The organism is Paucibacter hankyongi, assembly GCF_037482915.1.
Classification (GTDB): domain Bacteria; phylum Pseudomonadota; class Gammaproteobacteria; order Burkholderiales; family Burkholderiaceae_C; genus Paucibacter_A; species Paucibacter_A hankyongi.
Map to the genome: position 1 here is coordinate 184842 of NZ_JBBHJX010000008.1, position 26267 is coordinate 211108.

Consider the following 26267-nt stretch of genomic DNA (forward strand, 5'->3'; position numbering starts at 1 on the left):
TGCGGCAGTGTGTATTTGGTTTGGTCGTTGAATTCCTCTGTTCTTGTTGCGGCTTATCGAGCTCGCACATGCTCGCGAATGTCTACTTCTTGATATTTTGGATTTGTCGCTAGCTCATTCACGAAGGTTGGTGTTCGGAATAGAACAGTCTTGGTGGCCGCGTTATCTGGCCATATATTTCCGCTGCCTCCCCATTGATAGTGGCCAATTTTTGCAAATGGAATGGCTTCTGGGGCGTTGTAGCCAAATGCGCCTTTGTAGTCCACGATTTTTTGGCCATCTCTCCAGACTTGAAGATACGGGTTTATTGCCGTATCTGATGAGATCTTTGCCTTGATGACGAAATAGGTCCAAGCCTTGGTGGGGAGTGCGGCTTGGCTCCAGAGGGTCACGCCCGTTGTTGTTTCTTTGAGGAAGGATTTGTTGTTATTGAATCTCGCATTGATGACCAATTTGTCTCCGAAAACGGATAAGGCAAAGATCGGGTTACCCGCGAGCGCTCCTACAGGCTGGTGGATCTGCGCAATGATTTGCTCTTCTGGCCCAGTCACCCATTTGTCAAGGCGAACGCCAAAGCCAAACCAAAAATCTTTGCCAATTTGAAGCTTACCCGCTTGGGTTGGCGAAACGCCCAGTTCGCACCTTGGTGCGCCGGCCTGAAGTGGGTCATTCTTATTGGCCCTGAACAACAACACTTTTCTATTGGGTGCATCCGGATCTGAGGTCTTTCCGAAGCGAAGCGTTCCTAGTCCACTGCCCAAGTCATTTCCTTGGATACCTGTTTCTGGGACGTCAATGGCCCCTTTTGCTAGCCCGGCACATTCGACGCTCCAGATCCAGCCGGAGCTTCGAAAGGTGTTGGTCGGATCTATCTGCGCAAAGATGTCAGCCGCGGCTAGTGGCTTGGCTGCAGACAGAGCGCGTTGTTCAACTCCAAGTGCAGGCAACTGAGTATTACTTGGCGATTTGTTTTCCGCTTCTGCAGGAGTGTTAGCAATAGCAGGAACAACTGGGATTGCATTGATCGTTGCGGATCCAGTGTTGGGCAGTGTGGGCGGAATAGGCGGCAATCCAATACTTGGGGCAGGCGCTGGAGTTGCAACCTTACCGGCTGGTGCTGGTGCTGGTGCTGGTGCTGGTGTCGGTGTCGGTGTCGGTGTCGGTGCTGGCGCAATGCTTGTGTTCTTGCCAATTGCTGGCAGTGCTGTCGAAATGGTCTGTTCTGGCTTGACGGATAGCAGGCTGCCGTTGGCGGGTGCGCTTGCCTTGGCTGTTGCAGTCGAAGGGGCTGGAGAGGGCACTTTGGCCGCTTGGATCGTTGCGCTAGGGCTGCTTGTGGTGTCAGTCGGGCTTTGTAATGCCGCTGCACTTGTCTGTGAATCACTTGCCGCACTTGCGGGGCTCTCTGCCGACGCCGCAGATGCAGCTGTTTCAGCTAAAGGTTGGATCATTGCCGATGACTTGTCGGCATTGTCTGATCCAGTCCCTCCGCCGCATGCGGTCAATACTGCAATGACACTCAGAATGCTCGACGTTGTGACGCGCGGGAACGGCGCTTTGGGGCCTGGAACTGGATACTGCATGGTGTAGGACCTCTGAGAAATTTGCCAAGATTTGGCAGGAGAGGGACTCATCCAACTGCGTGCTCGTCCAGGACATGAAACTCAGCCCGGCAAAAGAAGAAGCCCTGTTGGCCATTGTCGGCAAACAGGGCTTTTTCTTGAGTGAGAAAGGTCGCGTTTCGGCCTTTAGAGATGAATCAAAAAGCAACAAGGTGATTCAAACGGTGCAGCAGAAAGGCGCCGGCTGCCCATTGTGTGAGGGGTGAGGCCCGCGCTCTCAGCCCGCTAGCTTCTCAGCCAATATCTTCACAATCCGCTCGGCCGACTTGCCGTCCCACAGGGCGGGGCGGCGGCCGCGTTTGCCGCCGTTTTTGATGGCGTCCATTGCCAGCGGGATGATGACATTGGGGTCGGTGCCGGCCAGGACGTTGCTGCCTTCGTCCACGGTGATGGGGCGCTCGGTGTTCTCGCGCATGGTGATGCAGGCCACGCCCAGGGCGGTGGTTTCTTCTTGCAGGCCGCCGCTGTCGGTCAGCACCACGACGGCGTCTTTCCACAGGTGCAGAAAGGACATATACGCTTGCGGGCCCATCAGCGTGACGTTGTCGCCCAGGTCAACGCCAAACTTCTCGATATTGGCGCGGGTGCGTGGGTGCACCGGGAACACCAGCGGCAGTTCGGGCGAGACGGCGCGCAGCACGGTGGCGATGCGCTCCAGCGCTTCGGCGCTGTCCACATTGCTGGGGCGGTGCAGGGTGACGACGCCGTAGCGGGCGTGTTGACGCTTGTAGGCGTCGGTTTCATAACTGCTGGTGTCGGCGGTCTTGCTGAGTTTGTCGGCTTGGTAGAGCACGTTGTCGGCCATCACATGGCCGACGTCGTACACCACACTCATGTCGCGGCCTTCGCGCTTCAGATGCTCGGTGGCACTGGGCTCGGTGACGAAGAACCAGTCGGTGATGGCGTCGGTGACCAAACGGTTGATTTCCTCGGGCATGCTCATGTCGCCGCTGCGCAGGCCGGCTTCAACGTGGGCCACGGGAATACAGGCCTTTTTGGCGACGATGGAGCAAGCGGCGGTGGAGTTCACATCGCCCACCACCAGGCAGGCGGCGGGCTTGTCGGCGGCCACAAGGGCCTCGTAGGCGACCATGATCTTGCCGGTTTGCTCAGCGTGGCTGCCGCCACCGCAACCCAGGCGCACATCGGGGGAGGGGATGCCGAGTTCCTCAAAGAACACATCGTTCATATCACGGTCGTAGTGTTGACCGGTATGAATGATTTTCCAGGCCAGGCGCCCGTCGGCCTGCAGTGCCCGCACGATGGGCGCGATCTTCATGAAGTTGGGGCGTGCGCCGGCGATCAGGTGAATGCAAGGCTGGGTCATGAGCTGTTGTTCTCGCTGGGTGCAGATGCCTGCATGGGCATCCGGTTGTTGTGTGTTGGTTCTTTCCTCTTGGCCGGCCATTCTATGGGGGGCTTGTGTAGGCTTGATGGCAAAGACAAGCCTGCTCGCGTGATCGGCTTCACGGCGCCGGGGCGGGCTTGCGCGGCTGATGACGGGTTGTGGTCATACTTCTCGGCGAGAATGCCGGGCTGCGACACCAATGCGGCTGTTGCACAGGGCAGGCGGGCGAAAAAACACAAGCCCATGAACCAGGAGATTGCGTGAAAGTTCTCGTTACCGGCGCGGCCGGCTTTATCGGCATGCATGTCAGCCAGCTCTTGCTGGCCCGTGGCGACCAAGTGGTCGGCCTGGACAATCTCAATGATTACTACGACCCGCAGCTAAAGCATGACCGTCTGGCGCGCTTGACGCCGCTGCCAGGCTTCAGCTTTGTGAAGATGGACGTGGCCGATAAAGACGGCATCGCCCAGCTGTTTGCAACCGAGAAGTTCGACCGCGTGGTGCACTTGGCGGCCCAGGCCGGTGTGCGTTATTCGATTGAGAACCCGCACGCCTACATCGAGAGCAATATCGTCGGCTTCACCAATATCTTGGAAGGCTGCCGGCATAACAAGGTGGAGCACCTGGCCTACGCCTCCAGCTCCAGCGTGTATGGCGGCAATACCTTGATGCCGTTCTCTGAGCATCACAGCGTGGACCATCCGGTGAGTCTGTACGCTGCCACCAAGAAGGCTAATGAGCTGATGGCGCACACCTACAGCCATTTGTTCCGCCTGCCGACCACCGGCCTGCGTTTCTTCACCGTCTATGGCCCCTGGGGGCGGCCGGACATGGCCTTGTTCTTGTTCACCAAGGCCATCATTGAGGGCAAGCCCATCAATGTGTTCAACCACGGCAAGATGATTCGCGACTTCACCTACATCGACGACATCGCCGAAGGTGTGGTGCGCGTCTTGGACCGTGTCGCCACCCCTGAGCCCGGCTATGACCCGGTGAAGAGCGACCCGGCGCACTCCAACGCGCCGTACCGCGTCTTCAATATCGGCAACCACGACCCGATCCAGTTGATGGCCTTCATCGAAGCGATCGAGAAAGCCGTGGGCCAAGAAGCGCAGAAAAACTTCATGCCGCTGCAAGACGGCGATGTGCCTGCCACCCACGCAGACGTGGAAGAGTTGGCTGCGTGGACGGGCTTCCGTCCCGCCATGCCGGTGCCGGATGGCGTGGCCAAGTTCGTGGCCTGGTACCGGGACTACTACAAGGTCTGAGACGGCCCGCCGCTCGGCCTCGGCTCAGCGGCGCTTGCCTGATGGCTAGGCCCTGATTCAGACCGGCGGCTTGTCCAGCCACACGGCCAGCCCCTGCGCATTCAGCTCGATGTCCATGGCCAGCAGCTCCAGCTGACGCTGTTCGGGCAAGTCGCAGCCATGCGCCCGCAGGCTTTGCAGATAGATCGTCTGCAGGCCTTGCTTGAGTTGGGTGTGGCGCGCTGCCGCTTCGGGCTGTGACTGTCGCAGCGACAGGCCGAGCGCCTCCATCTGATCAATCTGGCCTAACAGCAGTTCGGCCAAGGCCGCCACCTCTTGTGCAGAGCTGCCGATGCGGCCGTAATGCGTCAAATACATGGAGCGCGGCGCGTAGGTCAGCAGCCGCTGCACCGAGGCCCGCAAGGCCTTTGGGTCGAACTGCACCGGGGTGCTGGTCGGTAACAGCCAAGGGCGGCCCTGCGCCGAGTCGAATTCTCGGTAGCTGAGACCAAAGGTGTCGCCGGTGAACCAGGCTTGGCTGCGTGCGTCCCAAATGCAATGGTGGTGCCGGGCGTGGCCGGGTGTGTCCAAGAGCAGCAGGGGGCGACCGGCCAGATCGATGGTCTGACCATCGTGGCTGGCCTGAGCGCGTTCGGCCGGCACCGAAACCAGTCGACCGTAGGAACGCTGCATTTCCGCCTCACCATAGACGGCCAGCGCGCCCAGGTAGAGCGCGCTCGGGTCGATCAAATGCCGCAGCCCGCGCGGGTGCACCAAGAGCTTCGCCTGCGGCAGCGATTGCATCAGCAGGCCCACACCTCCGGCGTGATCCAGATGCACATGGGTGGGGATGACCCAGTCGACGCAGTCGGGCCCCAGGCCCAAGGAGGCCAGCGCCGCCAGCAGGCGCGGCACGGCGTGGTTGGTACCGGTGTCGATGAAGGCCGCGCGGCCCGCTTCGACGATCAAATAGGCCGCGTCAAAGCGCGGGCGCTGGAAGCCGGTGTCAATGGCATAGACGCCTTGGCCCAGTGGCTCGAGAAAGTCGGCGGCGGTGTCGGTCACGGGGCGGCTCCTTAGAATGATCCGAACGATAGCTCAGAGGAACCCGCATGGCCGTACATGAAATCCTGAAGATGGGCGACCCACGCCTGTTGCGCGTGGCCCAGCCGGTGACCGAATTTGGCACCCCGGCCCTGAAGGCCTTGATCGCCGATATGTTCGAGACGATGAAGGCCGCCAATGGCGCGGGTCTGGCTGCGCCGCAAATCGGCGTGGATCTGCAGTTGGTGATCTTTGGTTTTCAAAGCAATGAGCGCTACCCGGAAGCGCCACCGGTGCCGCCGACGATTTTGATCAACCCGGTCATCACGCCGCTGTCCGATCAGCAGGTGGAAGGCTGGGAGGGCTGCCTGTCGGTGCCGGGCCTGCGTGGCGTGGTGGATCGCTTCGAGCGCATTCATTACAGCGGCCTGGACGCCGAGGGCCAGCCTTTTGAGCGCGAAGCCGAGGGCTTTCATGCGCGGGTGGTGCAGCATGAATGCGACCACTTGCAAGGCATCCTCTACCCGATGCGCATCAAGGACTTCAGCCGCTTTGGCTACACCTCGGTGCTGTTCCCGGCCTTGGACCCGAACGCCGACGATTGAGGCGCGGGGTGGGTGCTTTGCAATAGTTTGTAAAGCAGGTCGGCGGTGGAGGCTCGGCAAGCGTTGAGGGCCAGTGAAGGAGCTTGCCATGTTTGCTGCCGCTTTGAAAAAGTACCTGTCCGTGCTGGGTCTGTTCGCCTTGATGTGGGTCGCGTTTGCCGCCACCCCGGCGCTGGCCGATCCGCCAACACGGGCCGGCCGCGTGGCCGAGGTGATTGGCGATGCTTGGTTGTTTGACACTGAGGCCAAGGAATGGGTTCGGGTCACACGCAACCAAACAGTGGCCGAGGGCGACCGCCTGCGCACCGATGAGCGCGCTCGGGTGAGCTTGCGCGTCGGCTCCAGCAGCTTGTGGCTGGACGAGCGCAGTGACCTCGAGTTCACTCAGCTGGACGAGGGCCGCGTCTTGCTGCTCTTGGCCAAGGGCGATTTGGGCCTGCGCTTGCGTTCGCAAGAGGCCGTCAATGAGTACAAGGTGCAGACCCGTGAGGGCATGTTCTACGCCGAGCGCGAGGGCTTGTTCCGGGTCGAGCAACTTGACCGCGGCAGCCGGGCCTACACCTTCCAGGGGCGCAATCGCTTTGAGTTCAATCGAGGCGAGTCCACCCAGCCGGTCTGGCTGCAAGACGGCGAGCAGGCCGAATTCTGGTGGGCCGGTGGCCCGCGCACCGAACGTCAGCGCCTGAGCGGCGACGGTTTTGGTGACTGGATGCTGGCGCAAAGCCGGGCCGAAGGCGATAGCTTTGCCTCCGGGGCCAGTCAACGTTATGTGTCGCCCGAGATGACTGGCGCCGAGGACCTGGATCGGCATGGCCGCTGGGAGTCTTCGCCAGAATATGGCAATGTCTGGATTCCTAGCGTGGTCGCGGTGGGCTGGGCGCCGTACCGCCATGGCCGCTGGGCCTGGTCGCGCCATTGGGGCTGGACCTGGGTGGATGATGCGCCCTGGGGTTTTGCACCGTTTCACTATGGCCGTTGGGTCAGCTGGGGTGGGCGCTGGTGCTGGTCGCCGGGCGTCTATGTGAGTCGGCCGGTCTACGCGCCGGCCCTGGTGGCTTGGGTCGGTGGCCCCTCGGTCAGCATCGGCATCAATATCGGCGGGGGCCGTCCGCCACGGCCGCACTATGGCTGGTACCCCTTGGCGCCGCGTGAGGTCTATGTGCCGCACTATCAGCACAGCCCGGCCTACAAGCACCGCATCAATGTCGACCCGGACCCGGTGACGGTGAGGAAGCCGCGCAGCAATTTTGAAGTGAGCGGCGCCGTCAGCTATCTGCCGGGGCAGGGCGCTGGGGTGCAAGCAATGCCAGCCAAGGAGTTGGGCCCGGTGCGACCGCTGCCCTCAGCGCCGGCTCGCCAGGACTTGGCGACTGTGATGCCTGCCCGCCCGGTCGTGGAGTCGAACGTGCAACGTCCACCGGCCGATATGGCTTGGCGTAGCGAGAATCTCGGCCGGCGCGAACGTGAACGAGACCGCGAAAGGGCGACGCAAGATGGCGTACCGCAACGCGCCCCTGGCTTGGCGGTGATGCCGCCGGCCGCAGCCACGCTGCCGGGCACCGCGCCCGCGGTGAGCGCGCCCCGGCCCGGGCCAGAAACGCGCGGTGATGCGCAGGGCCCGCGTCCGGCCGATTCGGCTTGGCGAGGCCGCGATGCCGAGCGTGCGCCCGTTCCGCAGAATCCGCAGCCGAACCGGGACGAGTCGCGTGATCGCCTTGATCGCATTGAGCGCGCTGACCGTGCTGAGCGAGCAGATCGCCTCGAGCGAGCCGAGCGCGCCGACCGTATCGAGCGCCTGGAGCGAGCCGAGCAGACTCGTCGCGCCACCGAGCGTGCGGCGGAAGCTGCGCAGCCTGATCGCAATGCCGGCCCCAGTCGTGCTCCCGTTTTTGAGCGCCCCCCGGAGCGCCCAGTCGAGCGCCAAGTTGAGCGGCCGCGCGCCATGGAGGCGCCCGCCATGCCGCAGGTGCCGCGCCCTCAGATGGAGCCCGCCAGGCCGGTGCAGGCGCAGCCACAAGCTCCGCGCCAAGACGATGCTGGGCCGAGGCGCGGCCGCGCCGAAGACGGGCAAAAGCCTGGCGGTGAGCGCCGCCGAGGCGAGGCGGAGCGCTGAACGGCGCGAGCCGGCAGTTCAGCGGCCCTGTTAGAGCAAAGGCTTCAAGACCGGCCAGACCTGCTCGAGCATCAGCGGGTGGCCCTTGGCCAGCGGGTGGATGCGATCGGCCTGGAACCAATCCATGGCATCCGGCCGGTCGGCCACGCCTTTCAGCAAGAAGGGCACCAACGCCGCCTTTTCGGCCTTGGCCACTTGGGCAAACAGGTCGGCAAACTCGCGCCCATAGCTGGCGCCGTAATTCGGCGGCACCTGCATGCCGACGATCACGACCTTGGCGCCGGCCGCCTTGGCGGCTTGGCTCATGGCCAGCAGATTCTCCCGCGTCGAAGCCAGCGGCAGGCCGCGCAGGGCGTCGTTGCCGCCCAATTCGATCACGACGATGGAGGGCTTGTGTTGTTGCAGCAGGGCGCCCAAACGGGCCCGGCCACCGGCCGTGGTGTCGCCGCTGATGCTGGCATTCAGCACCCGATGCGGCCGCTTTTGCTCGCGCAGGCGTTGCTCCATCAGGGCCACCCAGCCTTGGCCGCGCGTCAGCCCGTACTCGGCCGACAGACTGTCCCCGACCACGAGCAATAAGGGGGCTTCCTTGGCCGCTGCGGCCTGAGCAAGACCTGACCCCGTGCTGGTGAATACGGCCGTCAGGGCCAAGGCGCTAAAGTACGCGCAACAATCTCGTCGTCTCAGTGTCTTCACCAGGGTTTCCGTTCAATGGCAGTCAATATTGTTGAGGTCGATCAGGTCGGCAAGCGCGTGCAAGACGCCAGCGGCGAGTTGACGATTCTGCACGACATCTCTTTCACCCTGGCGGCGCAGGAATCGGTGGCCATCGTGGGCGCATCTGGCTCCGGCAAGAGCACCTTGCTGGCGATTCTGGCCGGTCTGGATACGCCCAGCAGCGGCACCGTGCGTTTGCGTGGGCAGGACCTGTTTGCCCTCAATGAAGACCAGCGTGCCGCGGTGCGCGGTGCCGAGTTGGGTTTTGTGTTTCAGAGTTTTCAGTTGCTGCCCAATTTGACGGCACTGGAAAACGTCATGCTGCCGCTGGAGTTGCGTGGTGACCGCGATGCGCGGGCGCTGGCCACGCAGATGCTCGGGCGCGTCGGCTTGTCTCAGCGTCTGGGCCATTACCCGCGCGTGCTCTCCGGTGGCGAGCAGCAGCGGGTGGCTCTGGCGCGGGCCTTTGTGATGCGGCCGGCCCTGCTCTTGGCCGATGAGCCGACCGGCAGCCTGGACTTCGCCACCGGCGCGGCGGTGATGGAGTTGATGTTCGAGTTGAACCGCGAGGTCGGCACAACCTTGGTGCTGGTGACACATGACATCGCCATCGCCCAGCGCTGCCAGCGGCAATTGCGCATCGAGGCTGGTGGCTTGGCCGCCGAGGTCACCGACGCCACCGGCGTCTGAGTCGTAGTCGATGGCCGTCTAGCGGCGGTTGCGCAGGCGCCGCCAGCGCTCACCCTTGATGACGGCCCACCAGCCGAAGTAGATGACCACATAGGCCAGCGTGCCCAGCACCAAGCCGGCCAGCGGCAGGCCAATCAACAAGGGCTCGCCGAGCGACTGGATGCCGGCCCAGAGCGAGGGCCACCAACTGGATGGCTGTGCCCAGTCGATGGCCAGCATTTCGGGTGTGGCAATCGGCCCGGTGTGGCCCGAAACCAGCCGGCCCAGCGCGATGGCCAGGCTCCAGATCGGGACCAGCGTGAAGGGATTGGTCAGCCAAGTGGCGGCAATGGCCGCGGCCACATTGGCGCGGCAGACGATGGCCAGCAAGGCCGCCAGCACCATCTGGGTGGGCAGCGGAATCACGCCGGCCGCCAGCCCCACGGCCACGCCGAGTGCGACGCGGCGGCGGTGCGCCACCCACAGCCAAGGCCTGGGCGCAAGATAGTGACCCAGCCACTTCAGCCCCTTGGTTTGAGCCAGGGTATCCGGGTGTGGCAGTATTCGACGAGCCAGACGGGATGCAGACACGCAAATATTCCTAGGTCGTCTTGGACAGTAAAAAACCCGCGCCGCCGATCAGGGCGCTGCGCGGGTTGGCAGGGTTGCAGCACTTGAGGGCGAGGTCTTGTTTGGCAAGGCCTCGCCGCAGGGAGGGCACTGAATCAGTTGGGGACAGAGCTTGCTTGCGGCAAGGTCTGTCCCGCAAGGTCATTAGTTGGCGAACTTGTAATCGGTCTTGGCCTTGCTGCGCAGCTCTTGCTGGTAGGCGCCGACCTTTTGCTGGTTCAGGCGTTGCACGATTTGCGCCTTGACGTCGTCGAAGGCGGGGAATTGGGCTTCGCGGGTGTCTTCCAGCTTGATGATGTGATAGCCGAACTGCGACTTGACCGGCTCTTGGGTCATCTCGCCCTTTTGCAGCTTGCTCAGCGCCTCGGTGAATTCCTTCACATAGCTGTTGCCATTGGCCCAGTCCAGATCGCCACCATTGGCGGCCGAGCCGGGGTCCTTGGAATTCTTGGTGGCCAGATCTTCAAACTTGGCGCCGCCCTTGATCTGGGCGATCAAGGCCTTGGCTTCGTCTTCCTTTTCCACCAGGATGTGGCGGGCGCGGAATTCCTGGCCGCTGTTCTGGGCCTTGAACTTGTCGTACTCGGCCTTGGCATCGGCGTCGCTGACTGGGTTCTTCTTGGCGAAGTCGGCAAACAGCTCACGGATCAGGATGCTCTGGCGGGCCATTTCCATCTGGGCCTTGTAGTCGGCGCTGGCCGGGATGCCGCGCTTCTCGGCTTCCTGGATGAAGATTTCGCGCAGCACGACTTCGTCCTTGACCTGGGCCTCCAGTTCAGGGCTACGTTGCTGCTGGCCGGTCTTGGTGACCTGGGCAATCAGCTGCTCGGCGCGGGCCTTGGGCACCGGCTTGCCATTGACGATGGCGATGTTTTGCGCGCTGGCCGACAGAGGCAGCAAGGCGGCGGACAGGGCCACAGCGGCGAACAAATTCTTCTTCATGGAGATGGGCGCTTTATTGGGCTAAAAAAATGGCGCCTTGAAGGGCGCTTGAGGGTAAGACGGTCTTCGGAGTCGGTGTTTCAGGCTTCTTCCGGCGCGCGGGCATCGATCGCCAACGCATGGATGCCTTGCTGCATCAACTCTGCCAGGCAATGATATACGAGCCTATGGCGGGCCACTCTGTTAAGCCCGGTAAAGCCGGCACTGACGATGAATAGGCTGTAGTGGCCGCCTTCCTTGGCGCCGGCGTGGCCGGCGTGTTGGTGGCTGTCATCCTGCAGTTTGAACTGGGTGGGCGCAAGGCTGGCCCGCAGCCTTGTTTCCATCTCGGCCATGCTGGCCCGGGGGGGGCTGGGAGGCGTGTCGTGGCTGGTGGTGTTCATGGCTTGAGCCCTTCTTCTTTGTTGGCGGGCTCATCCTTGGCCGGGGCTTCGGGCAGGTGTCGGCTCAGGTAAATGCCTTGTGCCAGTGTGAACACCAGGATCAGGCCGGTGGTGCCGAAGGCCTTGAAGTTGGCCCAGGCCGAGGTCGAGTAGCTGTAGGCCACATAGATGTTGAGCACACCCATGAAGGCGAAGAACAGCACCCAGGCGCGGTTCAAGGTTTGCCAGACGAAGCCGGGCAGTTCAAGCTCGGCGCCCAACATCGTTTTGATCAGGTTCTTGCCGAAGAAGGCCTGCGAGGCCCAGAACACCAGGGCCATGGCCCAGTACAGGCCGGTCGGCTTCCACTTGATGAAGGTTTCGTTGTGGAACCAGATGGTGGCACCGCCCAGGGTGACGACCAGGCCCAGGCTGATCCACAGCATCAGATCAATTTTTTTGCCCTGCAACTTGATGATCAGCGCCTGAGTCAGCGTGGCCAGCATCACCACGAGGGTGGCCAGCAGCACCGGGCCTTCCTCCAGCCCGACCACGCCGCCCGACACCATGAAGCCGAAATGCTCACTGGCGAAGGCCGAGGCCCAATCCTTGTGCGACTCGGCGTACTTGAAAGTGCCGAAGAACAGGATCAGCGGCAGAAAGTCGAGAAAAAGCTTCATTCGGGGCGGGCATCAAAAAGAAAGTCGGGGTCGGAGCGTCACACCGTAGCGCTCGGGCGGTCTGACCCGCAAGGCCCTCAGGGTTTGGTGGCGAAGTCTATCGCAGCCGAGTTGATGCAAAAGCGCTCGCCGGTGGGCTCCGGGCCGTCCGGGAAGACATGGCCCAGATGCGAGCCGCATTGATTGCAGCGCACTTCGACCCGCTCCATGCCGTGCGACTGATCAACCACCCGCTCGATCACCTCGGCATTGACCGGTGCCCAGTAGCTGGGCCAGCCGCAACCGGCATCAAACTTGGTGTCGGGCTCGAACAGGGGCGTGCCACAGCCGACGCATTTGTAGAGGCCGTTCTTTTCAAAATGGTCCCAGTACTTGCCGCTGAAGGCGCGTTCGGTGGCGGCATGGCGGGCCACTTGGTATTGCATGGGGTCCAGTTCGGCGCGCCATTCGGCGTCGGTCTTCTGAACCGGGTATTTCTTGTTGCTTTCACTCATGATGAACAGCTGACCTCTAGAGTTTGGGCCCAGTCGGGCGGGAGCGCGGCATCGCTGGGCTGCAAGGCTTCGTCGAAGGGGCGCTGCAAAACTTTCAGCAGTCGCTCGGTTTCGCTGAAATCGCCTTGCTGGGCCAGGCGGATGGCGCCCTCGGCCAAATGGTTGCGCAGCACCACGGCGGGGTTGACGGCCTTCATGCGCAGCGTGCGATCAGCGTCGATGCTGTGCTCGGCTTGGAGCCTAGCGCGGTAGCGCAGCAGCCAATCGGCCAGCGTTTGCGGATCGATGAGAAGATCGCGCAGCCGCGCCGGGTCGTCGGTCTGGGTCAGCGAGGCCAGTCGGCGGAAGGACTGGGTGTAATCGGCACGCGAGGCCGCCATCAAGCGCAGCCAGTCGTCGATCAAGGTCCGGTCCTCGTCTTGCTCCGTTTGCAGACCCAGCTTGGCTCGCATGCGCGCCAGCAAGGCCGCAGGGAAGACAGACTTGTACGCTTCCAGCGCCTGCAGCAAGGTCTCGCCGGCGGCTTCGCGTGGCCCGTCCATCAGCGGCAGCAGGGCCTGAGCCAGGGCGTGCAAGTTCCAGAAGGCCATATTTGGCTGGCGTGCAAAGGCGTAGCGGCCCTGGTGATCGGAGTGGTTGCAAATGTGGCCAGGGTCAAAGCCGTCCATAAAGCCAAAGGGACCGTAGTCCAGCGTCAGGCCCAGCATCGACATATTGTCGGTATTCATCACTCCGTGGCAGAAGCCCACCGCCTGCCAGTCGGCCAGCAGCGTGGCGGTCTGGCGCGTCACTTTGTCCAGCAGGGCCACATAGGGATTGGCCGAGCCCAGGCACTCGGGCGCGTGATGCTGGATGAAGAAGTCGGCCAAGCGGCGCAATTCGGCCGGCCGATCGCTGTGGGCGAAATGTTCGAAGTGGCCGAAGCGAATAAAGCTGGGCGCCACACGGGTGACGATGGCGGCAGTCTCGACGCTCTCGCGCCGCACCGGCAGGGCGGTCGAACCGGTGATGGCCAAGGCCCGGGTGGTCGGGATGCCCAGGCCGGCCATCGCCTCGGAACATAGGAACTCGCGGATCGACGAGCGCAAGACCGCGCGGCCATCGCCCATGCGCGAGTAGGGCGTCATGCCGGCGCCCTTCAGTTGGATCTCCATGGGGCCCGCGGGCGTCTCGAACTCGCCCAGCAAGTGGGCGCGACCATCACCCAACTGCCCGGCCCAAACACCAAACTGATGGCCGCTGTAGACGCTGGCCAGCGGCCGCATGCCGGGCCAAGAGGCATTGCCGCTCAAGACCTGTAGTGCCTGCCAGTCTTCGCGCAGCCACCAATCGCTGGGCCAACCGAGTTGCTCGGCGTAGTCAGGGTTGTGCGCCACCCAGGTGGGCGAGGGCATGCCGGTGGGCGCCAGTTCGGTATAGAAGTCGGACCCCAGGCTGGCATAACGGTTCAGCCACTGTGAGGGCATTGGCGGGGCGCCGGACGCGGAGTCAAGGCCGGGGTGGAGGGCTGTTTCGAGGGGAGGGGCAGGCAACATCGCGGCAGTGTAGCGAGCGGCCGCCGGCATGGCAGCCCAGGGGGTATTCCGGGGCGCCGAGGCCGACCTGTTGCTGGGCGGGGCGGTGAATACCCCTAGCCCTGTTGCCATTCTTGTGTCAGCCCGGAGACTATGTGGGTGGGGTCTGGCGACTTAGACTGAGTCGAGCGCCAGGCTGATGCCTGCACAAGGTGCTGGCCGCCTCGCCAACAGACCAAAACAACTGGAGACAAGCGAATGGCAATGATGGGTCAAATGATGACGATGCCGCTGCTGATTTCCTCGCTACTCAAGCATGCGGCGCGGCACGCGGGGGATACCGAGATCGTCAGCAAACGGGTCGAGGGCGATCTGCATCGCTACAACTGGCGCGAGGCCGAGTTGCGTTCGCGCAAGTTGGCGCAGGCTTTTGCCCGGCTGGGTTGCCGGCCTGGCGATCGGGTGGCGACGTTGGCCTGGAATGGCCATCGGCATTTGGAAATCTATTACGGCAGCTCCGGCTCTGAGTTGGTCTGTCACACCATCAACCCACGCTTGTTCCCTGAGCAAATTGCTTGGATTGCCAATGATGCGCAGGACTCGGTGCTGTGCTTTGATCTGAACTTTCTGCCCTTGGTGGAAAAGCTGGCCGAGCATCTGCCCAGCGTCAAGCACTATGTGTTGATGACGGACCGGGCCCACATGCCGGCCCAGACGAGCTTGGCCGGTTTGCTGTGTTTTGAGGACTTGATCGCCGCGGAGGATGGCAACTACCGCTGGCCCGAGTTTGATGAGAATGCCGCCTCCAGCATCTGCTACACCTCGGGCACGACCGGCAACCCCAAGGGCGCGGTTTACAGCCATCGCTCCAGCGTGCTGCACGCCTATGCTGCATCACTGCCGGATGGGCTGGGCTGTTCGGCCAGCGATGTGGTGATGCCGGTGGTGCCGATGTTCCACGTCAACGCCTGGGGCTTGCCCTATAGCTGTGCGGTGGTGGGCTGCAAAATGGTCATGCCCGGCCCGCATCTGGACGGCAAGTCGCTGTATGAGCTGTTTGAGAGTGAGGGCGTGACCTTCAGCGCCGGCGTGCCGACCATCTGGCTCGGCTTGCTGACCTATGTGAAAGCCAATGCGCTGAAGTTCAGCAGCTTCCGGCGCACGGTGATCGGTGGTTCCGCTTGCCCGCCGGCCATGATGGCGACGCTGCAGGATGAGTACGGGGTCGATGTGATTCATGCCTGGGGCATGACCGAGATGTCGCCGCTGGGCACGGCGTCGAAGCTGTCGGCCAAGCAGTTGCGCCTGCCGCTGCAGGAGCAGCGCCGCTTGCTGGCCAAGCAGGGCAAGGCGATTTTCGGCGTTGACATGGCCATCATCGACGATGACGGCAAGTCCTTGCCCTGGGATGGAGCCAGCGCCGGCAATCTGGTGGTGCGCGGGCCCTGGGTGATCAGCCGTTATTTCGGCCACGAGGAGTCGCCGCTGGTCAGCGTTGATGGCGAGGCCGGCTGGTTCCCGACCGGCGATGTGGCCACGATCGATGCCGATGGCTTTATGCAGATCACCGACCGCAGCAAGGACGTGATCAAGTCCGGCGGTGAGTGGATCAGCTCGATCGATTTGGAAAATGTGGCAATGGCCCACCCGGCCGTGCATGAGGCGGCGGTGATCGCTTGCGCTCACCCGAAATGGGACGAGCGGCCTTTGCTGCTGGTGGTCAAGAAACCCGGCGCCGAGTTGACGCGCGAGCAGATGCTTGAGTTCTTTGAAGGGCGCATTGCCAAATGGCAGGTCCCGGATGACGTGGTGTTCGTGCCTGAGTTGCCGCACACGGCGACCGGCAAGTTGCAAAAGCTGAAGTTGCGTGATCAGTTCAAAACCTACCGACTGCCCGGGGTCTGAGAGGTAACGCAGCATTTGCGCGGACCACGCCAGGGGCGGCGAGGGCATCGGGGCCGTTTGGGTGGTCTGGGCGGTCCTGGCCGTGCATTGTTGCCGCAGGGTGGGAAAACCGGTGCGCTGTGCCGGTTTAGCGACGCCTATACTTTTGCGGCATTGCCGTCGGACCGGCCTAGTCGGGTCTGACTTCTCCATTTGTTTCTGCCTTTGTCGCCCCACATGACCACTTTCTTGTTCAAGAAAATTGCCCCCAGCCTGCTTGCCGTCAGCCTTTTGGCGGCCTGCGGTGGTGAGAGTTATGACAAGCTGATCGGTTCGGCCAAGACCTTGCTGGACAAGGGCGACAACAAGGCCGCCATCATCCAGTTGAAGAATGCCTTGCAAAAGAGCCCGGAGGCCGGCGAGGCGCGTTTCCTCTTGGGCAAGGCCTTTTTGGATGTTGGTGATCCGCGCTCGGCCGAGGTGGAACTGCGCAAGGCCATGGCCGCCAAGTATGAAATGACCCGTGTGGCGCCCGCCCTGGCGCGGGCCCAACTGGCCCTGCAGGCCTTCAAGCCGATGATTGAAAGCTTCGCCGAGACCAAGCTCGAAGATGCGCAGGCGCGAGCCGATTTGCAGACATCCCTGGCCACCGCCTATGTCAGTACCGGCGCACAGGACAAGGCCAATGCGGCGCTGGATGTGGCGTTCAAGGCGGTGCCGGACTACACGCCCGCCGTCCTGTTGCAGGTGCGCATGAAGTTGCGTGAAGGCAATGTGGCCGCCGCGTTGCAGGGTCTGGATGGCCTGCTGAAACGCGATCCCAAGCAAGCCGAAGCTTGGCGCCTGAAGGGCGATATTGTGTTGGGCAGCATCAAGTCGGGGGCCTCAGGCTTCGACGCCAAAGACGGGGTTGCGGCCTATCGCCAGGCACTGGCGCTGAACTCGGTCGATGTGGCCGCCCATGCCGGCCTGCTGAATCATTGGATCGAGGCGGGCGAACTGGAAACTGCCGCCGCCGATCTCGCAAAACTCAAAGAGGCTCTGCCCAAGGACCCGCAGACCTATTATTTTGAGGCCCTGCTGGCCTACTCGCGCAAGGACTATGCGGCCGCGAAAGCGCCTGTGCATCAACTGCTGCAGATGGCACCCGAGAGCCCCTTGGCTTTGCAATTGGGCGGCGCCATTGAATATGAGTTGAAGAACTTTCCGCAGGCCGAGGAATGGTTGTCCAAGACCTTGAAGCTGGCGCCCAATCTGTCGGCGCCGCGACGCATGCTGACACAGATCTATCTGCTCAACTCCAGCCCGGCCAAGGCGGTGGCCGCGATTCAGCCGCTGCTGCTGAACGGCACACCCGATGCGCAGGTCTACTCGCTGGCCGGTGAGGCCTATTTACAGAACGGCGACAGCAAGAAGGCCGAAGGCTATTTTGCCCAGGCCGCCAAACTGAATCCGAAAGACAGCCGCAGTCGCACACAGCTGATTTTGGGCAAGGCGAACAATGCCAAGTCCGACGAGGTGTTTGCCGATTTGAAGGCGATCTCGGACAGCGACCCGAGTTCGGTGGCCGATATCGCCATCATCCGTGCGCATCTGCAGCGGCGTGAATTGGACAAGGCCTTGTCCGCCATCGACGTGCTGGAGCGCAAACAACCGAAGCGGCCGATTGCTGCCAATCTACGTGGACTGGTGCAACTCGCGCGCAAGGATGTGGCGGGCGCTCGGCAGAATTTCGAAAAGGCGCTGAGCCTGGATCCCGGCTTCTACCCGGCGGCCGCCTTGCTGGCCTCCTTGGATATGGCCGATAAAAAGCCAGATGCCGCCAAGGCGCGCTTTGAGACCTTGCTGAAGTCCTCACCCGATAACGTCAAGGCTCATCTGGCTCTGGCCGAATTGAAGGAATTGGGCGGCGCGAGCAAGGATGAAGTGACGGGCTTGATCGAAAAGGCCATCGCACTGAAGCCCAATGATGCCGCGCCGCGGGTGGCCTTGGTCGATCATCATCTGAAATACAAGGATCTGAAGGCGGCTCAGATTGCGGCCCAAAAGGGCATCGCAGTGCTGCCCGAGGCGCCCGAGTTGCTGGAGGTGCAGGGGCGCGTGCGCATGCTGGCCGGCGAGTACAACCAAGCCACAGAGTCCTTCAATGCATTGGCGCGCGTGATGCCTCGCTCGCCGATGCCGCATATGCGGGTGGCCGAGGCCTATGTCGCTTTGAAGAACCTGCCATCCGCGGCGGCCAGCTTGAAGCGCGCCTTGGAGTTGGCGCCCGACTATCTGGTGGCGCGCAAGCGCTTGGGTGAGGTGCAGTTGGCCGCAGCGGACTACAAGGGGGCTCAGGCAACTGCGGCCTTGATGCAAAAACAAGAGGCGGGCAAGGTCGTCGGTCTGAGCCTGGAGGGCGATGTGCGCGCCGCCCAGAAGGACTGGGCCGCTGCCGCAACGTTCTACCGGCAAAGCCTGGCGGCCGGTGGTGCCGAGTTCAATGCCGATGCTGCGGCGGGCTTGGCCAGCAAGCTGCATCACGCCTTGGTGCAGACCAACAAGGGTGAGGCTGAAAAATTCGCAGCGAGTTGGATCAAGGATCACCCCAAGGACGCGGTGTTCCATTTTTATCTGGGCAGCGAGGAGTTGCGGCAGGAGCAATTGGCGTCGGCCGAGTCGCGTTTTGCCGTGGTCTTGAAGCTGCAGCCCGAGAGCCCGCCGGCCCTGAACAATATGGCTTGGTTGCTGATGAAGCAGGGCAAGCCGGGCGCCTTGGCCCTGATCGAAAAGGCCAATCAGTTGAATCCCAAGCAGCCTGAGTTCTTGGACACGCTGTCGATGGTGTTGGAGTCCGAGCAGCAAATACCCAAGGCCATCAGCGCTCAGCTACAGGCGCTGGACCTGCAGCCGGAGAATCATGAGATGCGCATGCGCTTGGTCAAGTTGTACCTGAAGGCCGGCGATAAGGTGCAGGCGAACGCCGAACTGCAGCGACTGGCCAAGGCGGGCAAGCAGTATGGCGGTCAGGCCGAGGTGCAGAAGCTGCTGCGCTCGCTCTGAGCTCGGAATCCCTGGTGCTAAGTGGCGGCGGCTTGCAAGTTGTGTTGCAACCAGTCCTGCATTTGGCGCGTCAGCAGCGGATCGCTGAGAAGTTCCATATGGTTCATGCGATAACAAACCAGTTGCGCTGACTTCGGGAAACCGAGGTCGCGCCTGGGGTCGTCGTGTTCGCCCAGTGCGCTGTGCAATGGCACCAAGCCGTCGCCGATCAGTCGGTTGGCCAAGGTGCCTCGCTTGGGTGCCAGCGTGGCAGCTACGGCAAAACAGTTCACGCCTTCGGGTAATGGGGTGATCAGGCGCCGATCGGGCTTGCGCTTAAAGCGGTCGCCACCCGACCAGTCCTCATCCCGCACATAACCGTGGCGCAGATCGGTGATGCCGGCACTGCGTAGATGGCCTAATTTGGCCAAGGGGGCGGTGAAGGGTGTGCTGCCCAAGAGCACATCGATCCAATTGCCGGCTCGCTCCAGCGGTGCGCCGTGATGGGGTGTCCCCAGGAAAACGATGTTTTTCAGCAGTGGCAGCCAGCTCAGTTTCTGTTCGTTGGCGATCTGGCAGGCGCTACGGGCCAGTAGCCCGCCCATGCTGTGGGCGATGATGGTTATTTCTTCGAGCGGGACCGGCCACTGTTCACGCAGGGCTTGCAGTTGCTGCGCCAACTCTCGACCGTTTTGCGAGGTGTGCAGCCCCGAGTTGTAGCGCAGATAAACCGGGCAGTAGCCCAATGCCTGAGCCAAGGCCTGGCCGTGATCAATCGGGTGCCCTTTGTGCTGGCTGTGCCATTGCAGGTCATTCATGCACAGACCATGAATCAGCAGGAGGACTTTGCCATTGCGCGGCAAATCGGTGGGCAATTGCTGCCAGTCCAAGGGGCGCCCGTCCCAGCGAAAACTCATGGGCGTGGCCAATGGGTTATGACTGGTCAGCAGGTGGTCGCCCATGACCCCGTTCAAGGCGGCCAACAGGGCCGCGCGTTGGGCGGTTTCTTCGGTCGCTGGATCCATGCCCTTGGCCAGCAGCGGCTCTAGACGCCGCAGCGCCATGTCCAGCCCTTTACCGACCCAATGGTTGACGCCGTGCACACTGCGATAGGCGAGACCGGTCAGTCCCCGTGCTTGGCCGGGTTGGGCCCCGCCAGGTGCGCCTAAGCGGTCCCACACCGATTGATGCACACCTTCAACCATGCGCGTCACGCCGGCGGTCGCCTGGGTGGCTAGCAGGGCGACGCCTCGTAAGTCAGAAGGCAGCAAGTGCCGTGAACGCTTCTTCGGGGTCGGAGTATTCATCGCTGTGGCGCCCAGGTTGAAGGGTCAAGTAGCGAGGGCGATTGTGCGGCTCGGCGACCCTTCCCATGTGTCGGTTTTGTTAGGGGCGACTATCTATTCAAGTCACCAGCGTCAGCAGGGCAAATGAGGCCAGGACGAAAGCAATGCTGCTGACGTTCAAAATCATCAGCAAAAAGGCTCGCAGCAAGGTGCTCCACCAGCGGGTTTGGTAGACGCGGTGCAGGGCAATCACTGGATACAAGGCCGCAGCTATCGCAGCCAGCACCGTCAGGGCTTCCCAGGGCGTCAACATCAGCAACAGCATTGAAAACCAAAATGCGTGCAGATGCAGGGCGAAGATCATGTGTTCGGTGTAATGCAGGCGCCGGTCCCAGAACAGCAGCTTGAGCCAAACTGCAAAACAGGGCAGCAGCACAAACATGGTGGCACCTAGATTATTGAGCGCTCGTTCGGACAACTGCACCCATTCTTTGATCATGGAAGCATGATCAACGGCCAGGCGGCGTTCGAGTCGCTTGCACATGGCCGCAGGCAGCTTCTCGCAAAAGAACACGCCGTCTTTCAGGCCGGCCTTGTAGCCACCCAGGCCACCAATATGAATGTTCGCGGTGTCGCCGTTCTTCAGGCCAATGGCGTGGGATGACGAGGTCTTGTCAATGGTGGGTGTTTCGGCTTCAATCTTTGCGCTGGTCACCATGCGCAGTGACAAGAGCGCCAGAACGCTGATGGTCAGGTAAAGGCGCAGAGGTAAAACATACCGCTTACGCCGACCGGCCAGGTATTCTTTCGTCAATTGGCCCGGTAAGAGCAGTAGGCGCCAAAGCGTGCGCCAAAGCGCGCCTTCGGTTGAAATATAGGCGCCGCCGAGTTGTTGAATGAACTCCAACAGGCTGGGCGCGCGAAGATTGGTTTCCTGCCCACAATCGCCACAGTATTTGGGCAGGGGCGACGTCAATTTGCTGCCGCAATTGGGGCAGCAACTGGAGACTAGGCTGGCGGGATCGATGGCTAACTCATTGGGGCCGTCTATCGGTGATGCTGGTATAGGTGCAGTCATGACGCCATTGTCGAAGTAATTTCTCTGGACCTGGCGACTACGGCTTCATCGCAGCTACACAGAGTGCAGCTAGGCTGTGATTGCTTTTCGATTTGGTCACCGCTTGACCTTCCGCCATGTGTCGATGCAGATGCTCGGGGGTTAACATGAAGTCATCCAGCAAAGGGAATTGAGCAATGAAGGTTACCGCCATTGGCACTGGATATGTGGGTTTGGTCACCGGCGCGTGTCTGGCCGAAATGGGCAACCATGTGGTGTGCTTGGATGTGAACGAAGAGAAGATCCGCGTGCTGAATGCTGGCGAGATTCCGATCCATGAGCCGGGTTTGCTCGAGATCGTTCGGCGCAATGTGGCGGCAGGTCGCTTGCAGTTCACTACCGATGTGGATTTGGCAGTCCATCACGGCAGCATCATGTTCATCGGTGTGGGTACGCCGCCCGACGAAGATGGTTCGGCTGATTTGCAATATGTGTTGGCGGCGGCTCGTTCGATCGGCTCACGTATGACCGACTACAAGGTCATCGTTGACAAGAGTACGGTGCCGGTAGGTACGGCGGATAGGGTGAGGGAAGCGGTGGCGGAGGAACTGGCAAAGCGCGGTTCGAATCTAGCCTTCGCTGTCGTGTCGAATCCGGAGTTCCTTAAGGAGGGCGCCGCCGTCGAGGACTTCCTAAAGCCGGACCGAATCATCGTGGGCTCCGATGATGAGCAGGCGACCCTGTTCATGCGCGCGCTGTATTCACCGTTTACGCGTAACCATGACCGCATGATCGTGATGGACCTGCGCAGCGCCGAGTTCACCAAATACGCGGCCAATGCCATGTTGGCCACGCGCATCAGTTTCATGAATGAAATGGCTTTGCTGGCCGAGAAGGTCGGAGCCGACATCGAGTTGGTGCGTCGCGGCATTGGCTCCGACCCTCGCATCGGCTACAGCTTTTTGTACGCCGGTGCCGGCTATGGGGGCTCTTGCTTCCCCAAGGACGTCAAGGCCCTCGTGCAAGCCGCACAAGGCGAGGGCATTCCCTTGCGTGTTTTGACCGCGGTCGAGGAAGCCAATGAGCGGCAGAAAATGCTCTTGGTCGACAAGGTGGTGGCGCGATTTGGTGCTGACCTGAGCGGGCGTTGTTTTGCGCTTTGGGGTTTGGCGTTCAAACCGAATACCGACGATATGCGCGAGGCGCCGGCCTTGGTGATCGTGCGGGAATTGCTCGGTCGCGGCGCCACGGTGGCGGCTTACGATCCGGTCGCGATGCTTGAGGCGCGCCGCATTCTGGGTGATTTGGACGGACTGCGTTTTTGCGAGCGGGCCGAGCAGGTCCTCGAGGGCGCCGACGCCTTGTTGCTGGTGACCGAATGGAAAGAATTCAAGAGCCCCGACTTCGACCTCATCAAAACAAGCTTGAAACAGCCTGTCGTGTTCGATGGGCGCAATCAATACGAGCCGAGTCTGATGAAGGCCTTGGGCATTGAACACTACGGCATTGGCCGGGGCTTGATCCCGCAATGAAGAAGCGTTCGTAAGGCGGATGATGAGGCCCCCGGGATCGAAGCCAGTGACCTTATCGCCGATTTATTCTTTGCTATCTAGGCGGTGAATCAATCGAAGACGTGACCATCGGCCAGCAAGGGGGCCTTGGCATCCTTGTCTGCCAACAGCGCCTGCACACCGGTGTTGGGCCATGTGATGCCGATCGCGGGGTCGTCCCAACGCACCGCGCCTTCACACTGGGGGGCGTAGTAATCGGTCGTTTTGTAGAAAAAGTCAGCCGTTTCACTCAGGACGAGGAAGCCGTGCGCAAAACCCGGCGGCACCCAGAGTTGCCGGTGGTTTTCAGCACTGAGTTCGACGCCTTCCCAGCGGCCGAAATTAGGGCTGGAGCGGCGAATATCGACGGCCACATCGAAGACCGCACCACTGACCACGCGGACCAGTTTGCCTTGGGTATGCGGCGGCCGCTGGAAGTGAAGGCCACGCAAGACACCGCGCGCTGAGCGGGAGTGGTTGTCTTGGACAAACCGGACGTCTTGGCCGACCGCTTGATTGAAGGCGGTCTCGTTCCAGCTTTCGGTGAAGAAGCCTCTGGCGTCGCCGAACACACGTGGTTCGACGATCAGTACCTCGGGCAAGGAGGTCGGGGTAATCTTCATCAGAAAGCTTGTTCCGTCAGCAAGCGCTGCAAATACTGGCCGTAGCCATTCTTGGCCAGCGGTTTGGCCAGCGCGGCCAATTGTTCGGCGCTGATCCAGCCCGAGCGAAAGGCGATTTCTTCCGGGCAGGCGACCTTCAGCCCTTGGCGCTTTTCAAGCGTGGCGATGAACTGGCCGGCCTCGAGCAGACTGTCGTGGGTGCCGGTGTCCAGCCAAGCGTAGCCGCGGCCCATGATCTCAACCTGCAATTGCCCTTGGCGCAGGTATTGCGCATTGACGTCGGTGATCTCCAGTTCTCCGCGCGCGCTGGGCTTGATGGCGGCTGCGATCTCGCAGACCTGCTCATCGTAGAAGTAGAGGCCAGTGACGGCGTAATTGCTTTTCGGCTGGGGCGGCTTCTCTTCGATGGACAGGGCGTTTTTATTGGCATCGAACTCGACCACGCCATAGCGCTCGGGGTCGGTCACATGGTAAGCAAAGACCGAAGCGCCGCTGCTTCGGCTATTGGCATCACCGAGCAGGCCCTGAAAGTCGTGACCATAGAAGATGTTGTCGCCCAAAACGAGGGCACTTGGCGCGCCATCGATGAATCTTTTGCCAAGGATGAAGGCTTGCGCCAAGCCATCGGGGCTGGGTTGCACACAGTAGCTGATGTTCAGACCCCAGCGCTTGCCGTCGCCCAGCAAGGCCTCGAAGCGGGGGACATCTTGGGGTGTACTGATCAGCAGAATGTCACGAATGCCGGCCAACATCAACGATGCAAGCGGGTAATAGACCATCGGTTTGTCATAGACCGGCAGCAATTGCTTGCTCATCGCCAATGTGGCGGGGTGCAGGCGGGTGCCGGAACCTCCGGCCAGAATGATGCCCTTGCGTTGCTTCATGGCCATATCAGCCTCCAGATCAGAGAATTTCGTCCAGCATACGGTCGACACCAACTTGCCAGTGCGGCAAATAAAGCCCGAAGTTGTGCTGCAGTTTCCGGCTTGAAAGACGGGAGTTCAAGGGGCGCTGGGCCGGCGTTGGATAGTCGCGGCTGGCGATCGCTTCAATTTGATCGGGCGCGACGCGAAGGGTTCGTCCCCGTGCGCCGGCAAACTCAATCACATGCCGTGCATAGGCATGCCAGTTGGTCTCGCCCGCGGCCACGGCATGGTAGGTGCCAGATAAATCTGAATTCGCTTGCGTGGCCTTCAGCATGTGGGCGCTCAAGTCTGCGAGCAAATCCGCGCCGGTTGGGGCGCCGATTTGGTCTGAGATCACTCTCAACTGATCTTTTTCAGCCGCCAGGCGCAACATGGTCTTGGCGAAATTGCCGCCGCGTGCCGCGTAGACCCAGCTGGTGCGCAGGATCAAATGCTGGCAGCCACTGGTGCGGATGGCCTCTTCTCCGGCCAGCTTGCTGCTGCCATAGGCGCTCAAGGGACCAGTGACGGCATCCTCGCCGCGTGCATGATCGCCGCTGCCATCAAACACATAGTCGCTGCTGTAGTGCAGCAGCAGCGCATCCATGGTGCGTGCTTCGGACGCCAGCAGGGCGGGTGCCGTGGCATTGATCTGGAAGGCTTGTTCGCGTTCGCTCTCCGCCTTGTCCACGGCGGTATACGCGGCGGCATTGACGATGATCTGTGGGGCGACTTGCCTGATGGTGGCCCGCAGCAATTCGTCGTTAGCGAGATCACCACCCTCGCTTCGATCCAGGGAGATCAAGTCTCCCAAGGGCGCCAGCGCACGTTGTAGTTCCCAGCCCAGTTGGCCGTTCTTGCCGAGCAGCAGAATTCTCATGCGCGGCTCAGGTTTGGTATTGCTGAGCGACCCAGTCTCGGTAGGCTCCGCTCTGAACCCGCTGCACCCAAGCCGGATTTGCCAGATACCACTCGACGGTTTTTCGAATGCCGGTGGCAAAAGTTTCTGCGGGACGCCAGCCGAGTTCGCGTTCCACTTTGCGTGCATCGATCGCATAACGCCTATCGTGGCCGGGGCGGTCTTTCACGTAGGTGATCAGGCGCTTGTAGCTGCCGCTTGAGTCTGGGCACAGTTCGTCCAGCAAATCGCAAACGGTGTGGACGATGTCCAGATTGGTCATCTCGTTCCAGCCGCCGATATTGTAGGTTTCGCCAAGCCGGCCGCCGGCCAAGACGGCGCGGATGGCTGCGGCGTGATCGGTCACATAGAGCCAGTCCCGCACATTCTTGCCGTCGCCATAGATTGGCAACGGCTTGCCTGCCAATGCATTGACGATCATCAGCGGGATCAGCTTCTCGGGGAAGTGATAGGGCCCGTAGTTGTTCGAGCAATTGGTGGTCAGCACCGGCAGGCCGTAGGTGTGATGCCAAGCTCGCACCAGATGGTCGCTGGCCGCCTTGCTCGCCGAATAGGGGCTATTGGGTTCGTAAGTCTTGGTCTCTGCAAACGGCGGGTCCTCCGCCGATAGCGAACCATAGACCTCGTCGGTCGAGACGTGATGAAAACGGAAGCCCGCCTTGGCCTCGCTGCCCAAATCGGTCCAATAGGCGCGAGCCGCCTCAAGCAAGGTGTAGGTGCCTTCGATATTGGTACGCATGAAAGCACCGGGACCGCTGATTGAGCGATCCACGTGACTTTCGGCGGCGAAATGAATCAGCGCACGCGGGCGGTGCTCGGTCAGCAGCTTTGCGACCAGGGCAGCGTCACAAATATCGCCCTGAACAAAGGTGTGCCGGGCGTCACCTGCCAGGCTGGCCAGGTTTTCCAGATTGCCGGCGTACGTCAATGAATCCAGCGTGACCACCGGCTCGTCAGAGACCTTGAGCCAGTCCAATACGAAGTTGCTGCCGATAAAGCCGGCACCGCCAGTGACGAGGATGGTCATGGAAA

Annotated in this window: 24 protein-coding genes; 8 read left to right on the forward strand and 16 right to left on the reverse strand. The window is 61.6% G+C overall.

Annotation, left to right across the window (positions count from 1 at the left end; translation table 11 throughout):
* Positions 1–53 precede the first annotated feature (53 nt).
* The gene (locus WG899_RS13895) at positions 54–1634 is read right to left on the reverse strand and encodes a polysaccharide lyase family 20 protein (protein WP_339596244.1); all 1581 of its coding nucleotides are present in this window, start codon (positions 1632–1634) and stop codon (positions 54–56) included.
* Between the two features lie 23 nt (positions 1635–1657).
* Here WG899_RS13895 and WG899_RS13900 point away from each other — a divergent pair, with 23 nt between their 5' ends.
* Complete coding sequence (locus WG899_RS13900) at positions 1658–1828, forward strand: hypothetical protein (RefSeq protein WP_339596245.1); 171 nt, start codon at positions 1658–1660, stop codon at positions 1826–1828.
* An 11-nt stretch (positions 1829–1839) separates the two neighbouring features.
* Here the strand turns inward: WG899_RS13900 and wecB are convergent, their stop codons facing one another.
* Positions 1840–2949, reverse strand: a complete 1110-nt coding sequence (wecB, locus tag WG899_RS13905) for a non-hydrolyzing UDP-N-acetylglucosamine 2-epimerase (protein WP_339596246.1) — start codon at positions 2947–2949, stop codon at positions 1840–1842.
* Between the two features lie 281 nt (positions 2950–3230).
* Between wecB and WG899_RS13910 the strand changes: the two genes are divergently transcribed.
* On the forward strand, positions 3231–4238 hold the full coding sequence (locus WG899_RS13910; protein WP_339596247.1) for an NAD-dependent epimerase: 1008 nt from the start codon (positions 3231–3233) through the stop codon (positions 4236–4238).
* A 57-nt stretch (positions 4239–4295) separates the two neighbouring features.
* Here the strand turns inward: WG899_RS13910 and WG899_RS13915 are convergent, their stop codons facing one another.
* Positions 4296–5282, reverse strand: a complete 987-nt coding sequence (locus WG899_RS13915) for an MBL fold metallo-hydrolase (protein ID WP_339596248.1) — start codon at positions 5280–5282, stop codon at positions 4296–4298.
* 47 nt (positions 5283–5329) lie between these two features.
* On the opposite strand from WG899_RS13915, the gene def reads away from it, so the two are divergent.
* Entirely contained in the window at positions 5330–5866 is a 537-nt protein-coding gene (gene def, locus WG899_RS13920) for a peptide deformylase (RefSeq protein ID WP_339596249.1), read from the forward strand.
* Between the two features lie 88 nt (positions 5867–5954).
* Positions 5955–7979 (forward strand): DUF6600 domain-containing protein, encoded by a 2025-nt coding sequence (locus WG899_RS13925; protein ID WP_339596250.1) that lies wholly within the window; start codon positions 5955–5957, stop codon positions 7977–7979.
* Between the two features lie 30 nt (positions 7980–8009).
* Here WG899_RS13925 and WG899_RS13930 read toward each other — a convergent pair whose 3' ends face one another.
* Positions 8010–8630 (reverse strand): arylesterase, encoded by a 621-nt coding sequence (locus tag WG899_RS13930; RefSeq protein WP_444718850.1) that lies wholly within the window; start codon positions 8628–8630, stop codon positions 8010–8012.
* A gap of 60 nt (positions 8631–8690) precedes the next feature.
* On the opposite strand from WG899_RS13930, the gene WG899_RS13935 reads away from it, so the two are divergent.
* Positions 8691–9386 carry an ABC transporter ATP-binding protein gene (locus WG899_RS13935; RefSeq protein ID WP_339596251.1) on the forward strand — a complete coding sequence of 232 codons (696 nt, stop codon included), beginning with the start codon at positions 8691–8693 and terminating at the stop codon, positions 9384–9386.
* An 18-nt stretch (positions 9387–9404) separates the two neighbouring features.
* On the opposite strand, the gene WG899_RS13940 is transcribed toward WG899_RS13935, so the two are convergent.
* The 6 genes from WG899_RS13940 to WG899_RS13965 form a co-directional block, all read right to left on the reverse strand.
* Positions 9405–9956 (reverse strand): DUF2062 domain-containing protein, encoded by a 552-nt coding sequence (locus WG899_RS13940; protein ID WP_339596252.1) that lies wholly within the window; start codon positions 9954–9956, stop codon positions 9405–9407.
* A 183-nt stretch (positions 9957–10139) separates the two neighbouring features.
* Positions 10140–10937, reverse strand: coding sequence for a peptidylprolyl isomerase (locus WG899_RS13945; RefSeq protein ID WP_339596253.1), 798 nt, complete (start codon positions 10935–10937; stop codon positions 10140–10142).
* Between the two features lie 80 nt (positions 10938–11017).
* Positions 11018–11320, reverse strand: a complete 303-nt coding sequence (locus WG899_RS13950) for a BolA family protein (RefSeq protein ID WP_339596254.1) — start codon at positions 11318–11320, stop codon at positions 11018–11020.
* Positions 11317–11979 (reverse strand): septation protein A, encoded by a 663-nt coding sequence (locus WG899_RS13955; protein WP_339596255.1) that lies wholly within the window; start codon positions 11977–11979, stop codon positions 11317–11319. Before WG899_RS13955 ends, WG899_RS13950 begins: the two co-directional genes overlap by 4 nt.
* 77 nt (positions 11980–12056) lie before the next feature.
* Positions 12057–12473, reverse strand: coding sequence for a peptide-methionine (R)-S-oxide reductase MsrB (msrB, locus tag WG899_RS13960; RefSeq protein ID WP_339596256.1), 417 nt, complete (start codon positions 12471–12473; stop codon positions 12057–12059).
* Positions 12470–13939, reverse strand: coding sequence for a protein adenylyltransferase SelO (locus WG899_RS13965; protein ID WP_339596257.1), 1470 nt, complete (start codon positions 13937–13939; stop codon positions 12470–12472). Before WG899_RS13965 ends, msrB begins: the two co-directional genes overlap by 4 nt.
* Before the next feature lie 306 nt (positions 13940–14245).
* On the opposite strand from WG899_RS13965, the gene WG899_RS13970 reads away from it, so the two are divergent.
* Together WG899_RS13970 and prsT are read left to right on the forward strand one after the other, a co-directional pair.
* Positions 14246–15892 carry a 3-(methylthio)propionyl-CoA ligase gene (locus WG899_RS13970; protein ID WP_339596258.1) on the forward strand — a complete coding sequence of 549 codons (1647 nt, stop codon included), beginning with the start codon at positions 14246–14248 and terminating at the stop codon, positions 15890–15892.
* Positions 15893–16108: 216 nt separating this feature from the next.
* A complete protein-coding gene (gene prsT / locus WG899_RS13975; RefSeq protein ID WP_339596259.1) occupies positions 16109–18916 on the forward strand; it encodes an XrtA/PEP-CTERM system TPR-repeat protein PrsT in 2808 nt (935 codons plus the stop codon).
* 17 nt (positions 18917–18933) lie between these two features.
* Here prsT and WG899_RS13980 read toward each other — a convergent pair whose 3' ends face one another.
* The gene (locus tag WG899_RS13980) at positions 18934–20202 is read right to left on the reverse strand and encodes an esterase/lipase family protein (protein ID WP_339596260.1); all 1269 of its coding nucleotides are present in this window, start codon (positions 20200–20202) and stop codon (positions 18934–18936) included.
* A 97-nt stretch (positions 20203–20299) separates the two neighbouring features.
* Positions 20300–21259: a DUF3667 domain-containing protein gene (locus WG899_RS13985; protein ID WP_339596261.1), complete on the reverse strand. Its 960-nt coding sequence runs from the start codon at positions 21257–21259 to the stop codon at positions 20300–20302.
* Between the two features lie 176 nt (positions 21260–21435).
* Here WG899_RS13985 and WG899_RS13990 point away from each other — a divergent pair, with 176 nt between their 5' ends.
* The gene (locus WG899_RS13990) at positions 21436–22770 is read left to right on the forward strand and encodes a UDP-glucose dehydrogenase family protein (RefSeq protein ID WP_339596262.1); all 1335 of its coding nucleotides are present in this window, start codon (positions 21436–21438) and stop codon (positions 22768–22770) included.
* A gap of 89 nt (positions 22771–22859) precedes the next feature.
* Here the strand turns inward: WG899_RS13990 and rfbC are convergent, their stop codons facing one another.
* The 4 genes from rfbC to rfbB are packed head-to-tail and all read right to left on the reverse strand — an operon-like array spanning position 22860 to position 26262.
* Positions 22860–23411 carry a dTDP-4-dehydrorhamnose 3,5-epimerase gene (gene rfbC / locus WG899_RS13995; protein ID WP_339596263.1) on the reverse strand — a complete coding sequence of 184 codons (552 nt, stop codon included), beginning with the start codon at positions 23409–23411 and terminating at the stop codon, positions 22860–22862.
* The gene (gene rfbA, locus WG899_RS14000) at positions 23411–24295 is read right to left on the reverse strand and encodes a glucose-1-phosphate thymidylyltransferase RfbA (protein WP_339596282.1); all 885 of its coding nucleotides are present in this window, start codon (positions 24293–24295) and stop codon (positions 23411–23413) included. The genes rfbC and rfbA overlap by 1 nt, the downstream gene beginning before the upstream one ends.
* Before the next feature lie 19 nt (positions 24296–24314).
* Positions 24315–25196, reverse strand: coding sequence for a dTDP-4-dehydrorhamnose reductase (gene rfbD, locus WG899_RS14005; protein WP_339596264.1), 882 nt, complete (start codon positions 25194–25196; stop codon positions 24315–24317).
* Positions 25197–25203: 7 nt separating this feature from the next.
* Entirely contained in the window at positions 25204–26262 is a 1059-nt protein-coding gene (gene rfbB / locus WG899_RS14010) for a dTDP-glucose 4,6-dehydratase (RefSeq protein ID WP_339596265.1), read from the reverse strand.
* Positions 26263–26267: the final 5 nt, after the last annotated feature.

What these genes read in the sequence shown, in the direction of transcription:
- WG899_RS13925 (WP_339596250.1), top strand. Translation starts at nt 5,955, where the DNA reads ATGTTTGCTGCCGCTTTGAAAAAGTACCTGTCCGTGCTGGGTCTGTTC.
- rfbA (WP_339596282.1), bottom strand. Translation starts at nt 24,295, where the DNA reads ATGAAGCAACGCAAGGGCATCATTCTGGCCGGAGGTTCCGGCACCCGC.
- rfbD (WP_339596264.1), bottom strand. Translation starts at nt 25,196, where the DNA reads ATGAGAATTCTGCTGCTCGGCAAGAACGGCCAACTGGGCTGGGAACTA.
- WG899_RS13990 (WP_339596262.1), top strand. Translation starts at nt 21,436, where the DNA reads ATGAAGGTTACCGCCATTGGCACTGGATATGTGGGTTTGGTCACCGGC.
- WG899_RS13965 (WP_339596257.1), bottom strand. Translation starts at nt 13,939, where the DNA reads ATGCCCTCACAGTGGCTGAACCGTTATGCCAGCCTGGGGTCCGACTTC.
- WG899_RS13945 (WP_339596253.1), bottom strand. Translation starts at nt 10,937, where the DNA reads ATGAAGAAGAATTTGTTCGCCGCTGTGGCCCTGTCCGCCGCCTTGCTG.
- WG899_RS13950 (WP_339596254.1), bottom strand. Translation starts at nt 11,320, where the DNA reads ATGAACACCACCAGCCACGACACGCCTCCCAGCCCCCCCCGGGCCAGC.
- WG899_RS13935 (WP_339596251.1), top strand. Translation starts at nt 8,691, where the DNA reads ATGGCAGTCAATATTGTTGAGGTCGATCAGGTCGGCAAGCGCGTGCAA.
- WG899_RS13980 (WP_339596260.1), bottom strand. Translation starts at nt 20,202, where the DNA reads ATGAATACTCCGACCCCGAAGAAGCGTTCACGGCACTTGCTGCCTTCT.
- rfbC (WP_339596263.1), bottom strand. Translation starts at nt 23,411, where the DNA reads ATGAAGATTACCCCGACCTCCTTGCCCGAGGTACTGATCGTCGAACCA.
- def (WP_339596249.1), top strand. Translation starts at nt 5,330, where the DNA reads ATGGCCGTACATGAAATCCTGAAGATGGGCGACCCACGCCTGTTGCGC.
- WG899_RS13955 (WP_339596255.1), bottom strand. Translation starts at nt 11,979, where the DNA reads ATGAAGCTTTTTCTCGACTTTCTGCCGCTGATCCTGTTCTTCGGCACT.
- rfbB (WP_339596265.1), bottom strand. Translation starts at nt 26,262, where the DNA reads ATGACCATCCTCGTCACTGGCGGTGCCGGCTTTATCGGCAGCAACTTC.
- WG899_RS13985 (WP_339596261.1), bottom strand. Translation starts at nt 21,259, where the DNA reads ATGACTGCACCTATACCAGCATCACCGATAGACGGCCCCAATGAGTTA.
- WG899_RS13970 (WP_339596258.1), top strand. Translation starts at nt 14,246, where the DNA reads ATGGCAATGATGGGTCAAATGATGACGATGCCGCTGCTGATTTCCTCG.
- WG899_RS13900 (WP_339596245.1), top strand. Translation starts at nt 1,658, where the DNA reads ATGAAACTCAGCCCGGCAAAAGAAGAAGCCCTGTTGGCCATTGTCGGC.
- WG899_RS13895 (WP_339596244.1), bottom strand. Translation starts at nt 1,634, where the DNA reads ATGAGTCCCTCTCCTGCCAAATCTTGGCAAATTTCTCAGAGGTCCTAC.
- wecB (WP_339596246.1), bottom strand. Translation starts at nt 2,949, where the DNA reads ATGACCCAGCCTTGCATTCACCTGATCGCCGGCGCACGCCCCAACTTC.
- prsT (WP_339596259.1), top strand. Translation starts at nt 16,109, where the DNA reads ATGACCACTTTCTTGTTCAAGAAAATTGCCCCCAGCCTGCTTGCCGTC.
- msrB (WP_339596256.1), bottom strand. Translation starts at nt 12,473, where the DNA reads ATGAGTGAAAGCAACAAGAAATACCCGGTTCAGAAGACCGACGCCGAA.